The sequence below is a fragment of the Halorussus salinus genome (assembly GCF_004765815.2).
Classification (GTDB): domain Archaea; phylum Halobacteriota; class Halobacteria; order Halobacteriales; family Haladaptataceae; genus Halorussus; species Halorussus salinus.
The window spans coordinates 45,998-60,036 of the sequence record NZ_ML974127.1; the positions used below are offsets into that span (position 1 = coordinate 45,998).

12 protein-coding genes are annotated in these 14,039 nt (G+C 65.5%); 2 read left to right on the plus strand and 10 right to left on the minus strand.

Features of this window, described 5'->3' with window-relative positions:
* Nucleotides 1-123: 123 nt before the first annotated feature.
* The 8 genes from dacB to lysA form a co-directional block, all read right to left on the minus strand.
* Nucleotides 124-1,530: a D-alanyl-D-alanine carboxypeptidase/D-alanyl-D-alanine endopeptidase gene (gene dacB, locus EPL00_RS00240; RefSeq protein ID WP_162224117.1), complete on the minus strand. Its 1,407-nt coding sequence runs from the start codon at nt 1,528-1,530 to the stop codon at nt 124-126.
* Nucleotides 1,527-2,819: an ABC transporter ATP-binding protein gene (locus EPL00_RS00245; protein WP_135852389.1), complete on the minus strand. Its 1,293-nt coding sequence runs from the start codon at nt 2,817-2,819 to the stop codon at nt 1,527-1,529. Before EPL00_RS00245 ends, dacB begins: the two co-directional genes overlap by 4 nt.
* On the minus strand, nt 2,816-3,868 hold the full coding sequence (locus EPL00_RS00250; RefSeq protein ID WP_135852388.1) for an ABC transporter ATP-binding protein: 1,053 nt from the start codon (nt 3,866-3,868) through the stop codon (nt 2,816-2,818). Before EPL00_RS00250 ends, EPL00_RS00245 begins: the two co-directional genes overlap by 4 nt.
* The gene (locus EPL00_RS00255; RefSeq protein ID WP_135852387.1) at nt 3,868-4,917 is read right to left on the minus strand and encodes an ABC transporter permease; all 1,050 of its coding nucleotides are present in this window, start codon (nt 4,915-4,917) and stop codon (nt 3,868-3,870) included. The genes EPL00_RS00250 and EPL00_RS00255 overlap by 1 nt, the downstream gene beginning before the upstream one ends.
* 1 nt (nt 4,918) lies before the next feature.
* The gene (locus EPL00_RS00260; RefSeq protein WP_135852386.1) at nt 4,919-5,869 is read right to left on the minus strand and encodes an ABC transporter permease; all 951 of its coding nucleotides are present in this window, start codon (nt 5,867-5,869) and stop codon (nt 4,919-4,921) included.
* 82 nt (nt 5,870-5,951) lie between these two features.
* Nucleotides 5,952-7,676: an ABC transporter substrate-binding protein gene (locus tag EPL00_RS00265; RefSeq protein WP_135852385.1), complete on the minus strand. Its 1,725-nt coding sequence runs from the start codon at nt 7,674-7,676 to the stop codon at nt 5,952-5,954.
* Between the two features lie 78 nt (nt 7,677-7,754).
* Nucleotides 7,755-8,228 (minus strand): hypothetical protein, encoded by a 474-nt coding sequence (locus EPL00_RS00270; RefSeq protein ID WP_135852384.1) that lies wholly within the window; start codon nt 8,226-8,228, stop codon nt 7,755-7,757.
* 27 nt (nt 8,229-8,255) lie between these two features.
* Nucleotides 8,256-9,599 (minus strand): diaminopimelate decarboxylase, encoded by a 1,344-nt coding sequence (lysA, locus tag EPL00_RS00275; protein WP_135852383.1) that lies wholly within the window; start codon nt 9,597-9,599, stop codon nt 8,256-8,258.
* A 426-nt stretch (nt 9,600-10,025) separates the two neighbouring features.
* On the opposite strand from lysA, the gene EPL00_RS00280 reads away from it, so the two are divergent.
* The gene (locus EPL00_RS00280; protein ID WP_135852382.1) at nt 10,026-11,105 is read left to right on the plus strand and encodes a M42 family metallopeptidase; all 1,080 of its coding nucleotides are present in this window, start codon (nt 10,026-10,028) and stop codon (nt 11,103-11,105) included.
* Nucleotides 11,102-12,004 carry a serine hydrolase gene (locus EPL00_RS00285; RefSeq protein WP_135852381.1) on the plus strand — a complete coding sequence of 301 codons (903 nt, stop codon included), beginning with the start codon at nt 11,102-11,104 and terminating at the stop codon, nt 12,002-12,004. Before EPL00_RS00280 ends, EPL00_RS00285 begins: the two co-directional genes overlap by 4 nt.
* Before the next feature lie 29 nt (nt 12,005-12,033).
* Here EPL00_RS00285 and EPL00_RS00290 read toward each other — a convergent pair whose 3' ends face one another.
* Together EPL00_RS00290 and EPL00_RS00295 are read right to left on the minus strand one after the other, a co-directional pair.
* The gene (locus EPL00_RS00290; protein ID WP_135852380.1) at nt 12,034-12,855 is read right to left on the minus strand and encodes an ABC transporter permease subunit; all 822 of its coding nucleotides are present in this window, start codon (nt 12,853-12,855) and stop codon (nt 12,034-12,036) included.
* Nucleotides 12,852-13,799 (minus strand): ABC transporter ATP-binding protein, encoded by a 948-nt coding sequence (locus tag EPL00_RS00295; protein WP_135852379.1) that lies wholly within the window; start codon nt 13,797-13,799, stop codon nt 12,852-12,854. The genes EPL00_RS00290 and EPL00_RS00295 overlap by 4 nt, the downstream gene beginning before the upstream one ends.
* Between the last annotated feature and the right edge of the window lie 240 nt (nt 13,800-14,039).

The window sequence follows — 14,039 nt, forward strand, 5'->3', positions numbered from 1 at the left end:
GAAGTGAGCCGAGAATATCCCGCAGAGCGACCGCGAGCGGGCGGGGGCTTCGGGGGCGTTCTTCACTCCGTTTTCCGCGGTCGTTTCCGGAAAAACCTCAACTCGGACGCTACAAAACTCGACTCACTCCGACAACTCTCGGACGAACTCGTCTTGACGCCGCCGCGCCTCGTCGGCTTCGACCGTCAGGCCGCCGTAGACGACCGAGAAGAACACGTCCGGCTCCTCCTCCCGGCGGACCACGCCCGAGAGCGCGCTCGTCCCGGTCACGGTGCCGGTCTTGGCGCGAAGCTCCTCGACGCCCTCCAAGCGCGACGATAAGGTGCCCTCGCCCGGCGCGGGGAGCGAGCCGAAGAACTCCTCGGCCCACGGCGCGTCGTCGGCCCGCGCCAGCAGGCCGACCATCCCCCGCGCGGTGACGAGGTTGTAGCGCGACAGTCCCGACCCGTCGCGGATGCGGCAGGCCGCCGCGCCGCAGTCTTCGAGGTAGTCGGTGGCGAGCGACTCCCACGCCGCCCACGACTCCTCGCCGTCGCGGCGCTCGCTGGCGACGGTCCGGGCCAACTGCTCGGCGACGAAGTTGTCCGACGAGACGTTCATCGCCCGGAGGAGGTCGGCGACCGGCGCGGACTCGACGGTGCGGGCGAACGCTTCTGCGTCCGGTATCGCCGCCGAGTCGGTCGCGGTCGAATCGGCCGATTCGACCGCGAGAACGTCGTCGGACTCCATGGAGCGAACGTCGCCCGCGACGCTCACACCCACCGATTCGAGCGCGTCGAGAAAGACGAGTCCGCAGTGGCGCTCGGGCCGGACGACCGGCGCGCGCTCGGTCCGGTCGGCTCCCGCGGGGAGCGCCCCCGCGACGCGAATCACTCCGCTGTCGGGGTCGGTCGTTACGCGGAGGTCCGACCGGTCGTCTCCGCTCTCTCCCTTCTCGCCATCCTCGTCCTCGCCGTCCGCCTCGACGGCGCACAGGTCGGTCTCGACCGCGATTTCGTCCGAGTTGGGCGCGACCGAGACCCGGAACTCGCCGGTCTCCTCGGGGTCGGTAATTCGGACCTCGACCGCGTTGCCAGCGAGCGCGAGCGCGCTACTCGGCGCGCCGTAGGCGTGTCGCCGGTCGCCGACGGTCCACCCCGGCCCGTAGCGGCCGTCGGTGAACCGCGTCCCGTCGAGGAGAACGTCGCCCGTCACCTCGCCGACCGCCGCGGCGGTCTCCTCGGCGAGCGCGCGCAGGTCCTCGGCGTCGAGGTCCGGCGCGCCCGACCCCCGAAGCAGGAGGTCGCCCGCGAGTCGGTCGCCGTCTCGCTCGCCGCGGCCCTCGACGCGCGTCTCGAACGTATAGTCGGGGCCCAGTGCTTCGAGCGCGAGCGCCGACGTGACGAGTTTGGTGTTCGACGCCGGGGTGAGCGCCCGGTTGGGGTCGAGGCTCGCCAGAATCTGGTCGTTCTCGCCAGCGTCTCGCGCGACGGCCAGCGCCCCGACGCTCGCGCCGTCGATTCCGGCGAGCTGCGCGGTCGCGTCGCTCACCACTCGAAGGCCTCGCTGGCCTCGGCGTCCAAGTGACACGCCGACCGGTGGTTCTCGCCGACCGACTCCAGCGGCGGCACCTTCGACTCGCAGACCGATTCGTGGGGCGCGAGCGCACCGAGCGCGTCGTCCCGGTTCCCGCGGGCGGCCTCCTCGGCGGCCTCCCGGACCGCGCGCTCGGCGTCGGCCGGAATCTCGTTCGTGCGGTCGAAGCGGGCCGCCACCACCTCGTCGGGCGAGCGGTCGGCGTCGATGGCCCCCGACTCCACGTCGTCGCGGAACGCCGCGAACTCGGCGTAGCTCTCGTCGGTGAACCCCTCGGGGACGACGAACGCGGGACAGCGCGTGTGGAACTTACACCCCGAGGGCGGGTTCGTCGGACTCGGCACGTCGCCCGTCAACTCGGCGACGACGCCCGCGGTGTCGGGGTTCGGGTTCGGCACCGCGTCGAGGAGCGACCGCGTGTAGGGGTGGTGTGGCTCGGTGAACAGCCGCTCGGTCGGGCCGGTCTCCACGAAGTCGCCGACGTACATCACCGACACCCGGTCGGCCATGTTGCGGATGACCCCGAGGTCGTGGGTGATGAACAGGTACGTCAGGCCGAACTCCTCCTGCAAGTCGTTCATCAGGCTGAGAATCTGGGCCTGCACGGACATGTCCAGCCCCGAGACCGGTTCGTCGGCGATGACGAGGTCGGGGTTGATACTCAGCGCCCGCGCGAGGTTGATGCGCTGGCGCTGGCCGCCCGAGAACTCGTGAGGATACCGGCCGTAGTAGTCGCCGTCGAGACCCACCTGTTCGAGGAGTTCGACCGCGCGGTCCTTCCGCTCGCCCCGCGACCATCCCGCCGCTTCCAGCGGGTCGGCGATTATCTCGCCGACCTTCCGGCGGGGGTTCAGACTGCTCATCGGGTCCTGAAACACCATCTGGACGTTCTCGCGGAACCACTGCTCGTCCTCGCTCTCGAAGTTCGTCACGTCGCGGCCGTCGAACCGGATGGTGCCGTCGGTGGGTTCTTCGAGGCCGACGACGGTCCGCGCGAGCGTGGATTTCCCGCATCCCGACTCGCCGACGACGCCAAGCGTCTCGCCGGGGTAGAGGTCGAAGTCCACCCCGTCCACGGCCTTGACGCTCGAATCGTCGAGTCTGACCGGAAAGCCCCCGGAGTTCCGGTCGAATCGGAGCGACCCGACGAGTCCCGTGCTGACCGGGAAGTGCGTCTTCAGCCCCTCGACGCTGAGGAGCGGTTGGTCGGCGTCCCTCCGGCGGCGCTCGACGGTCGAACTCATCGGTCACCTCCCGAGAGGCCGCCAGCGGCTCCGCCCTCGCGGTCGGAGTCGCCCGTCTCGTGGAGTCGCGGGTCGGACTTGCTCTCGTCGCCGTAGAGCAGGCAGGCGGTCGCGTGGTCCGGGCCGACCTCGTAGTCGGGGGGTTCGACCTCGGCGCAGTCGGCGAACGCCGCCGGACACCGCGTCCGGTAGCGACACCCCGAGGGCGGGTCGATGGCGCTGGGCATCGACCCCTCGATGGGGTCCAACTCGTCGGCCCGCCGGTCGGCGGTCACGGTCGAGCGGAGCAGGGCCTGCGTGTAGGGGTGCTTGGGATTGCGATACAGCTCCTCGTAGGGCGATTTCTCGGCGATTTCGCCGAGGTACATCACGGCCACCCGGTCGCACACTTCGCGGACGACCCCGAGGTCGTGGGTCACGTATATCATGCTCGTGTCGTACTCCGTCTGGATGTCGTTGAACAGGTCGAGAATCTGGGCCTGAATCGTCACGTCGAGCGCGGTCGTCGGTTCGTCGGCGATTATCAGGTCCGGTTCGCACGACAGCGCCATCGCGATGATGGCGCGCTGTTGCATCCCGCCCGAGAACTCGTGGGGGTACTGGTCGGCGCGCTCGGCCGGGTCGGGGATGCCAACGTCGTCCAACAGTTCGACCGTGCGGTCCCACGCCTCGGCCTCGGTCACGTCGCGGTGATGTTCGATGATTTCGGAAATCTGGCTCCCGACGGTAAAGACGGGGTTGAGCGCCGACATGGGGTCTTGGAAGATGAACGAAATCTCCTTGCCCCGGACCTGCTCGCGGAGTTCGGTCTCCGAGTAGTCGAGCAACTCCTCGCCCTTGAACCGAATCGACCCGTCAACGACGTGGCCCGGCGGCCGAATCAGGCCCAGCAGGCTCTGGACCGCCACGGACTTGCCCGCGCCGCTCTCGCCGACCAGTCCCAGCGTTTCGCCGCGCTCTATCTCGAAGCTGATACCGTCCACCGCCTGCACGATGCCCTCCTCGGTGTAGAAGTACGTCGTGAGGTCTTCGACTTCCAGCAGGGCCATCAGTCGTCACCTCCGCCCTGCGGGTCGGGACCCGGACCGGCGTCGGTCGGGTCGGCGTCCGGCGTCGCGCGGGCCGGGGCGTCGGGGTCGGTGGTCCCCGGCATCGGTAGGTTCTCCTCGTCGTAGGGCTGGCGGAGCGTCGTCTTGGGGTCCATCGCGTCGCGCAGGCCGTCGCCGAGCATGTTGAACCCCATCACCGTCAGGAATATCATCAGGCCGGGGAACGCCGCGACCCACGGCGCGATGAGCATCGCCTGCTGGGCGTCGTTCAACATTCGGCCCCACGATGCGGTCGGCGGTTGGACGCCGAACCCGAGGAACGACAGCGCGGCCGCGCCGATGATGACGCTCCCCAACGAGAGGGTCGCTTGCACCAGCACCGCCGCGAAGCCGTTGGGCACGATTTCGCGGAGCAGAATTTTGTACGTCGGCAGGCCCGCGGCGCGCGCGGCGTCCACGTATTCCTCCTCGCGGATGGACAGCACTTCCGAGCGCATCACGCGGGCGTAGGCCGGGATACCGATGATGCCGTAGGCCAGAAAGAGGTTCCAGATGCTCGCGCCGAAGATGGCCATGAACGTCATCGCCAACACGAGGCCCGGAATCGAGTACAGGACCTCGACCAGTCGCATCAGCACGTCGTCGGTGTAGCCCCCGCTGTAGGCCGCGAACGACCCGACGAGGACGCCGCCGACGAACGAGATGCCGACCGCGACGATGCCGATGGAGAGCGCGACGCGGGTCCCGTAGATGATGCGGGCCAGCACGTCGCGGCCGAACTGGTCGGTTCCCATCGGATGCTCGACCGATGGCGGCGCGTAAGCGTTTATCTGGTCGTGCGCGTGGGGGTCCGCGACCAGCGTCGTGATGATGGCCTTGTCGAGCAGGAACTTGTCCACGGTCGAGACGACCGCCAGCACGACGAGCGTCCCGACGATGAGTCCGCCCGCGAGCGCGGTCGGACTGTGTCGCAGTTCCTTGAGTGTCGATACGATGCCGCTCTCGGTCTCGAAGTCCGCACTGGAGACGGTGGTACTTTTCGAACTCATATCAATCGTACCTGATTCGGGGGTCGATGTAGGCGTACGCGAGGTCGGTCAGCAGGACGCCGACGAGGAACAGGACGGCGAAGAAGATGTTCAGCCCGATGATGACGCCGTAGTCGTTGTTCAACAGGCCGTTGTAGCCGAGCCGTCCCATGCCGGGGATGGCGAAGATGGACTCCACGATGACGCTCCCGTCAAGCAGGAACGACAGTTGGAGTCCGATGATGGTCACGAGGGGCAACAGCGCGTTTCGGAAGGCGTGGCGGAGCAGGATGGTCCGCTCGGGAAGCCCGTAGGCGCGCGCCGTCTCGACGTAATCCTTCGATAGCTCCTCGACCATCGAGGAGCGCGTCATCCGCATCAGCGTCGCGGTCTGTGCCGTCGCGAGTGTGATAATCGGTAACACGAGATGCTTGGCCGCGGCTACGGGGTCCTCGAACGGCGAGACGTACCCCGACGCCGGGAGCGCGTTGAACTCGTAGGCGAACAGGAAGATGAGCATCAGCCCGAGCCAGAAGTTCGGCGTCGAGAGGCCCGCGAGTCCCGCGAACCGCGAGATATGGTCGCCCAACTGGTTGTGTTTGGCCGCCGAGTAGACTCCGAGCAGGAGGGCCGTCGGGAGCGCGATGACGTACGACAGGCCCATCAACATGACCGTCGGCCCCATGCGTTCGAGCATGAGGTCGGTCACCGGCCGCTTGCGCATGAACGACTCGCCGAGGTCGAACTGCAACAGCCGCCAGAGGTAGTCGAGGTACTGCTTCCAGAGCGGTTGGTCGAAGCCGTACCGCCGTATCAGTTCGTCCGCGAGGGCCTGACTCGGGTTCAGGCCCAGATATATCCGAACCGGATTCCCCGGCAGGGCGTGGACCATCACGAACGTGAGGGTGAACACGCCCAACAGGACCGGGATTATCTGGAGCGTCCGACGAATCGCGTATCTGTACAGGCTCATACGTGACGTGTCGTTCGACGTGAGCGTCTCATTGTCATTGGGTAACTATAATCGTGCTGGATGCGGAAACGGGAGAGGGTCGCTACTTTTCGACGTACGCGTTCGACCACTCGTTACAGAGCGGTTGTTGGGCGAACGCGCTCGGTTCGTAGTCTTTCACGTCCTTGCTCCACGCAGTGGCGGCCTGCTCGGAGAACACCGGGATTTGGGGGTACAGCGACTGCCACGTTTCGGCGGCGTCGACGTACATCTGCTTGCGCTCGGCCCTGTCGTTCGTCCGACGGGCCTGCCGAATCGTCTCGTCGGCCTGCTGGAGTTGGTCGCTGTCACTGCTCTGGTAGAGGTACGCGGCCGTCGCGTTCCCGACCACGTTGTCGTTCATGCCGCCCTCGTCGTTGCGCAGGTCCCGGAACATGTAGTAGTAGAACCCGTCGGGGTCCTGTCCGCCCGACCAGCCGTAGATGTTCACGTCGAACTTGCCTTGGTCGAGTTCCGTGAGCCACTGGCCGATGGTGACCTCTCGGACGTTCGACTGTATGCCGACCTTCTTCAGTTCCTTCTGGAGGATGATGGCCAAGTTCTTGAACTTCGAACTGGCCAGCGACGATATCTTGAGCGTCTTGTCCATGCCGCCGCCGTAGCCCGCCTCCTTCAGGAGCTGTTTGGCCTTCTGGTGGTCCTTTGCGGGGTAGTACTTCTCCTTCCACTCCTGCCACGGGAACTCCCACGACTCGTTGACTCCCTGCGGCATGAAGCCGTAGGAACGCTTGCCGAGTTGGCCCTTCGTGGCCTCCAGCATCTCGTCGTAGTCCACGAGGTACTGCATCGCTTCCCGGACTTTCACGTTATCGAACGGCTTGCGCATCGAGTTGAAGACGAGGCCGTTGTAGTCGAAGTGCGAGATGCGTTTCATCTCGATGCTCTGCTCGTTTTGGGCCTTCCCCAGCAAGTTCTTGGGAACGGTGGCCTGATGGACGCCGCCGGAAGCCAGTTCCACGAACTGGACCTGCGGTTTGGGGATGACCCGCATCCGAATCTTCTCCAAGTTCGGCTGTTTCAGGAAGTAGTCGGCGTTTCGCGTCAGGTCGATGTGCGACGACGAGACTTGCTTGTCGAACGCGAACGGGCCGGAACCGACCGGGTTCTGGCCGAACTGCTTCTGGCCTCTCTCCTCGGCGACGCTCTTGGGCACGATGCCCGCGTTCATCCCCGACAGCACCAGTTGGAACAGCGCGAAGGGGTACTTGAGGTTGAACGTCGCTTCGTACTTGCCCGACGCCTCCACGCTGTCCACGAAGTCGAGGTTCGCCTTGTTCGGCGACTTGTTCGCGGGGTCGAGCATCCAGTTGATGGAGTAGGCCACGTCCTCGGCCGTGAACTCGTCGCCGTTGTGGAACGTCACGCCTTCCTTGAGCGGGATGACGAACGTCGTCTCGTCTTGCTGTTTGGGTTGTTCTTTGGCGAGGTGGGGGACGAACTTCTTCCCGTCCGGACTCGGGAGGTACAGCGTGTCGAAGATGTAGTGGAGGAAGCCGTTCACCCACGCGAGTTCGTTCATCCGGGGGTCGAGCGTGGTGGCGTCCTCCGTCGTCGTCCCGATGAACGTGCCTCCACCCTGCACGTTCTGTTGCTGTTGTTCGGTCGTCTCGGTACCGCCCATCGACTCCTCGGATGTGGTACTCCCGCCGCTAGTGGTCGTCTCTTGGCCGCCGTCGCCGCCGGTACAGCCAGCCAACACGCTACCACCCAACAGACCCGAGGTCGCGAGGAAACGACGCCGGTCGAATTTCGTGCGTTCGTCAGTCATGTTTATTGAGTACGGTCAACTCGAACCGTGATAACGAATAGCAAGTCGAATGGGGGTAAATAAGTGCGCCCTATTATACTAGCGGTCGGTGACAACCTTTACCGAGAGTTTGTCGTACGCATCTCGCGCTCGCCAGCCCGAAACGTCGAGATACCCCGTGAACTCGACGGTTCCGGGGCGAGCGACCCACTGGTCTCCCGCGTCACTTCGGCGGCGAATCCGGCCGTCCCACTCCGCTTCGAAGGTCCGGCGTTCGCCGCCGCCCAACACGGTCGTCCGGGTCTGCTCCGGCGGTTCGAGGCCGCGCTCGTCGGCCTCCGGAACGTCGTCCACCCGCCACCCCCAGACGCGACTCGTCGGATGGGTGAGTCGAACTGCGACCGGGAGTCGGTTCCTGACCGCGACGACGAACCGCGCGGGTTCGCCGACCGTTACGGTGTCGGGACCGTGGACTTCGACCGAGAGCGCCCGAATCGCTAGCGACTCGGGGACGAGTCCGGCGAACCACGCGGTACTCCCGCCCTCGTCGTCGGAGAGTGAAAACTGCCGCATTCGTCGGGAGAGTCGGACTCGGCCGACTCAATCCTTTCGCCCCGGCGCGGACTCGTCAGACGAAGCGTCCGGCGAGACGGCCGCCGACCGGCCGGAGGTTGCCTCGTCCCGCAGGTCGCCGGGGATGCGGTCGTTTCCTAACACGTCCTCGCAGGTCTCGCGGGCGCGAATCGACTCGACCTCACCGGATTCGCGCACCAGCACGACCGGGGGTTTCGGTTCGGCGTTGGTGTGACTCGCGCTCCCGAGCGAGTACGCGCCGATTCGGTCCACCGCGAGTACGTCGCCGCGGTCGAGTTCCGGCAGGGTCACGTCCTCCTGAATCACGTCGCCGGTGTAACAGAGCGGTCCGGCGACGTGGTACGATTCGGTGGCGTCGCCCTCCGAGAGCGCGTAAATCGGGTAGGGCCAGTACGAGGAGACCGCGTTCGTTCCGGCGTCCAGCACGGCGAAGGCGGCGTGGGGCGTCTCCTTCACGACGCCGACCGACGCGAGGAGCGTCCCCGCGTTGCCGACGAGGCGGCGCCCCGGTTCGACGCAGAGGGTCGGTTCCGCGAGATCGTGGTCGGCCGCCGCGCTCCGCACCGCGTCGGCCATGCTCGCCACGATGGTCTCGGTGTCGGGAACCTCCTCGTCGTAGGGGACAGGGAAGCCCCCGCCGAGGTCCAACACGTCGATTTCGACGCCGGTCTCGTCGCGCACGTCGGCGGCGAACGAGAGCATCTCGCGGGCCGCGACCTCGTAGGGTTCGACGCCGCGAATCTGGCTCCCGACGTGCAACTGGACGCCGACGAGTTCGACGCCCTCGGCCGCCGCGGCGTCTTTTGCGACCGACAGCGCCCGGCCCGACTCGATGTCCAGTCCGAACTTGCTCTCGCGGGTCGCGGTCGCCACCTCAGGGTGGGTCGGTACCTCCATCGCCGGATTCCCGCGAATCAGCACCTCGGCGGTGGCGTCGGTCCGCGCGGTCGCTTCCCGAATCTTCGCCAACTCCTGTTCGTTGTCCACGAGGAACCGCTCGACGCCGAGGTCCAGCGCGCGCTCCACGTCCTCGACGGGCCGGTTCATCCCGGTCAGAAGCACGTCCTCGGGGTCGAATCCGGCGGCCTGCGTCGCCGAGAGTTCACAGCGTGCGTAGGCCTCGGCGTGACAGCCCTCGTCACGGAGGACCGACAGGACGCCGAGGTTGTAGTTGGCCTTGACCGCGAAGTGAACCGTCGAGTCGGGGTAGTGGTCGTCTAACGCCGACCGGACCTCCCGGTAGTTGCGCCGCAGGTCCTCCTCGAAGAAGGCGTACAGTGGCGTGTCGAACTCCTCGAAGAGCGCGTCTCGGTGGTCCAGCAGTCGGGCTTTGCGTGCCGCTAAGTCCATACTCGGTGCAGGGGCAACGCCGACAAAAGGTATCGACCTAGTATGCGGGGTAGCCGAATTCCTCTCGGACCGTGTAGTCTCGAAGAACCGTAACGACGAACTCGTAGACCAGAAAGTCGAACGAGCAGTTCGAGACTAACTTATTCGTCGTCCTCGTCTTCGTTAATCTCGGGACGAACATTCGGACCGTTCACGACTGTCTGACCCTCTAACACTAAGTCGTCCTCGTCATCGCGTTCCTCGTTAGCGCTATCGGAGTGTAAGTGGGTCATACGCTGTTTCTCCTGCTATCAGTTTGTTACCCTTCCGATAAAATACTTCGGAAGATAGTTTATAACGACGATATTTGGCCCCAAAGCTGATGCGTTCTAATCACTCCCCATGTGACCGAGGAGTTAACACCCCTGCTCTACGAGAGCTTTTCGCATGGACGAACCCGCCGTCCGCTTCGCGGACCTCGAAACGCTGGTCGCGGCGCGCGGCCCGCCGGGCGCAGAGTACCCCGTCGCCGACGCCTTCGCCGAACTGGTCGAACCGCACGTCGATTCGGTGACGTACGACGAGATGGGTAACGTAATCGCCACGAGCGAGGGCGACCCCGACGCGCCCGAGATTTTGCTCGCGGCCCACACCGACGAACTCGCCATGCTCGTGGACGGCGTGACCGACGACGGCTTTCTGGAGTACACGATGCTCGGCGGTCACTACAAGGGGAACTTCCCCGGCCAGCGCGTCCGGGTCGGTCCCGACGGCCTCCTCGGCGTCGTCGGCGCGAAGTCCCGCCACTACATGTCCGACGACGAGAAGGCGTCGCTGGCGGAGAATCTCGTCGTAGACGTGGGCGCGACGAGTCGCGCCGAGGTCGAGGAGTTGAACGTCGAACCCGGCGACCACGCGATGTGGGACCGCGAGGTCGCCGACCTCGCCGGGGACCGCATCACGGGCCGGGCGCTCGACGACCGCCTCGCGCTGGCGGTCCTCCTCGGGGTCGCGCGCGCCGCCGACACCGACGCCACGGTCCACTACGCCGCCACGGTGCAGGAGGAGGTCGGCCTCCGGGGCGCGCGGGCGACCGGGTTCTCGGTGGACCCCGACGTGGCCGTCGCGGTCGAAATCTTCCCGGCCGACGACTACCCCGCGGGCGGCGACGACGGGCCGGATGTCGAACTCGGCGCGGGGCCGGTCGTGGAGTTCGGCGACGGCACCTCCGAGTACATGTTCGGGGGCGTGTTGGTCGATAGGCAGACGCGCTCGTGGCTCGAAAGTGCCGGGGAGTCGGCCGACGTGGCGCTCCAGCAGGCCGTGATGATAGGCGGGACCACCGACGCCACCGAGTTCCAGCAGGTCGCTGGCGGGCGACACGCCGGAGCCATCGCGGTCCCCTGTCGCTACACTCACTCGCCGGTCGAGACGGTCTCACTCGCCGACGCGAACGAGACGGCGGCAGTTCTCACGGAAGCACTGGCGACGGAGTTCCCGTCGCGCGAGGAGGTCCGGTGGGGATGAGACCCGACACGCCCGCACTCGAAACCCGCGACGAACTCGCGGAGTACGTCGAGTCCTACGCCGACCGCATCGACGGGCGACTCGGCGTCTTTCTGGGATTCCCCCGCGGTCCCGACGAGTTCGACGCGGTGGTCGAGCGGAACGCAGCGACCGCCTTCGCCGCCGCGAGCGTCATCAAACTGCCACTCCTCTACGCGCTCTACGACGAGTACGACGGCCGACTCGCGGAGTTGGGCGAGCGACGCGAGATTGCGCCCCGGAACCGCGTCGCGGGGAGCGGTCTCTACCACCTGCTCGACTCGCCCGACCCCTCGGTCGAGGACCTCGCTCGGGCGATGATAGCCATCAGCGACAACGCCGCGACGAACGAACTTATCGACCTCCTCGGGATGGAGCGTATCGAGGAGACCGCCGCCGACCTCGGGATGGCCCGGACCCGCCTGCGCCGGAAGATGATGGCGACGGTCGGCGACAACGACCTCGAACTGAGCGACGACTGGCCCGAGGGCGAACCCGCCAACGCGACCGCGCCCGCCGACTGCGCGCGCCTGTTCGCCGACCTGATTCACCGGGCGACGCTCTCGGAGGCGGCCTACGACCGACTGGCGGTCCCGCTCCGCGAGCAGAAACACGCGATGCTGTTCCCGCGCTATTTCCCGATGGATGTCGAGTGCGTCCACAAGACCGGACAACTCCCGAGCGCCGCGCTCGACGCCGGGTACGTCGAACCGCCGGGGAAGGCGGGCGACGCGTCGGAGTCGGTCACTCCCGACCCCGACGACCCGCCCCTCGTGTTCGCGGTGTTCGCCGACGACCTCGACACCGGCACCGACGGGACCGACGCCATCGCCGAAATCGGTGACGCGGCGTTCTCGTGGCTGTCGAGTCGGTCGGCGTGAGAGCGAAAGAGAGTCTCGATGACTCCGACTCAACGCGCAAGTTCCGAGGTCCGGAATCGAAGATAGCCGAGCGTAATCGGACCGAGGAGCCACAAAAGCAGGACGATTATCATGAACCACTCCTGTAAGAAGAACGGTCTCGTTTCACTTCCGCCGGAGATGAGTCCGTTGCTGGCGAACGCGTACGCCGTCGTGGGACTGAGACGGAAGACGAAGTCGTACAGTTGCGGCATGGCGCTGAGGCCGAACATCGACTCGACGATTTGGGCCGCGAGTTTTCTCGGCTGGAGGAGGATTATCCACCCGAGGACGAAGAACAGGTACGCACCGAGCGCACTCGCGAGCGAGCGACCTCGACTCCCGGTGAGCGCCGAGATACCGATGCCGATAGCAGTCCAGACGGCGGCGAAGTACAGCGTCAGGGCCGTTACGGCCACGTAGGTCGCGACTGGCACGCTTCCGAACTTCACTAGCAGGAGGACGCCGCCGATAGCGAACGCGGCCCCGAACCCGAGTGCCGTCACTGCCGTTCGACCGACGAACTTCCCGACGATGGCTTCGAGTCGCGTGTTGGGGAGTCCGAGGAGAAACGTCGCGCTCCCGGACTCCAGTTCGCCAGTAACTGCGTCGTAACTCGTGACGAGTACCGCGATGGGAAACAGGAGTGTGCCGAGGGTGACGAGACTTGAGAGGGCGGCTTCGAGGGGAGTCAAGTCCGCCTGTTGTGGACTCCCGGACTGCGTCAGAATCGGGACGGCGAGGACGAGCGACACGACTCCGAACAGCGTCCACAACGTCTTCGAGCGTCGAACGTCGCGGAACTCTTTTCGAGCGATGACACTCCAGTTCATGCGGTCACCTCCGCGGCCATTCCGCCGTCGCTCTCGGCCGTTTCGTCGTCGGTGTACGTCTCGAACATCTCTTCGAGGGACGCCTGCTCGGCGATGATGTCGGTCACTCCCACTCGGTCGTGCAGGTACGCGACCACGTCCGCCTTCACCGTCGGATTCTCGCAGGTAACGCGGAGGGTCGATCCATCGACCTCGACGCTCTGGACGCCATCGACCGATTCGAGCGTCAAGTCGTCGGGTTTCGTCCGGACCGTCGCCTCGATGACGCAGTTGGAGAACACCTCCTCGCGGAGATTGTCTATCGTGTCCTGCGCGACGAGTCGTCCGTCGTTGAGAATTCCGACGCGGTCACAGACGGCTTCGACTTCCGCGAGGATGTGACTGGAGAAGAAAACCGCCGTCCCGTCGGCGGCCTCTTCGCGGATGAGTTCGCGCATCTCTCGCATTCCGGTCGGGTCCAACCCCGACGAGGGTTCGTCCAGAATCAGCAGGTCGGGGTCGCCGACGATAGCCATCCCCAGTCCGAGCCGTTGAGCCATTCCTTTCGAGTACTGGCTCACCGGGCGTTCGGCGTCCGCAGGGTCGAGTCCCACACGTTCCACGACGGTATCGACATCCATCTCGACGCCCTTACAGGACGCGGCGAATTCGAGGTGTTCGCGTCCCGTCAACCTGTCGTACGGCGCAGCGTCTTCGGGTAGGATGCCGATACGCTCTCGAATCCGGTGAGACTCCTCGTGGGTATCGTGTCCAAAGACGTAGGCCTCGCCGTCGGTTGGATGAAGGAAATCGAGCAGGAGATTGATAGTCGTCGATTTCCCCGCCCCGTTGGGACCGAGAAAGCCGTACACCTCCCCTTCTTCGACGACCAAGTCCAGCGTATCGACGGCGACGACCGACTCGCCGAACGTCTTGGTCAGGCCATCTGTTTGGATTACTGCCATGTCAGGTGATGCGTAGATGTGGTTCATCAGCTTTTCTAACAAGACGACACGACTAGACCTGTCATTGAACACTATACTATAATTGTGAGGTAATATCTATCAAAGATAAATAATTTCACATTATGTGGGGCGCGGTTAACGTCGCTGACGTGACATGATACTCGTTACCACGTCTCGACAACCGATTTATAAGAAGCCGCGAAACGAACGTGTACGCTCGAATCCCGACGGAAACGACCC

Excerpts from the sequence above, each read along its gene's own strand:
- EPL00_RS00295 (WP_135852379.1), bottom strand. The coding sequence starts at position 13,799 with ATGGCAGTAATCCAAACAGATGGCCTGACCAAGACGTTCGGCGAGTCG.
- EPL00_RS00245 (WP_135852389.1), bottom strand. The coding sequence starts at position 2,819 with ATGAGTTCGACCGTCGAGCGCCGCCGGAGGGACGCCGACCAACCGCTC.
- EPL00_RS00260 (WP_135852386.1), bottom strand. The coding sequence starts at position 5,869 with ATGAGCCTGTACAGATACGCGATTCGTCGGACGCTCCAGATAATCCCG.
- EPL00_RS00250 (WP_135852388.1), bottom strand. The coding sequence starts at position 3,868 with ATGGCCCTGCTGGAAGTCGAAGACCTCACGACGTACTTCTACACCGAG.
- EPL00_RS00290 (WP_135852380.1), bottom strand. The coding sequence starts at position 12,855 with ATGAACTGGAGTGTCATCGCTCGAAAAGAGTTCCGCGACGTTCGACGC.
- EPL00_RS00255 (WP_135852387.1), bottom strand. The coding sequence starts at position 4,917 with ATGAGTTCGAAAAGTACCACCGTCTCCAGTGCGGACTTCGAGACCGAG.
- EPL00_RS00265 (WP_135852385.1), bottom strand. The coding sequence starts at position 7,676 with ATGACTGACGAACGCACGAAATTCGACCGGCGTCGTTTCCTCGCGACC.
- lysA (WP_135852383.1), bottom strand. The coding sequence starts at position 9,599 with ATGGACTTAGCGGCACGCAAAGCCCGACTGCTGGACCACCGAGACGCG.
- EPL00_RS00270 (WP_135852384.1), bottom strand. The coding sequence starts at position 8,228 with ATGCGGCAGTTTTCACTCTCCGACGACGAGGGCGGGAGTACCGCGTGG.
- EPL00_RS00280 (WP_135852382.1), top strand. The coding sequence starts at position 10,026 with ATGGACGAACCCGCCGTCCGCTTCGCGGACCTCGAAACGCTGGTCGCG.
- EPL00_RS00285 (WP_135852381.1), top strand. The coding sequence starts at position 11,102 with ATGAGACCCGACACGCCCGCACTCGAAACCCGCGACGAACTCGCGGAG.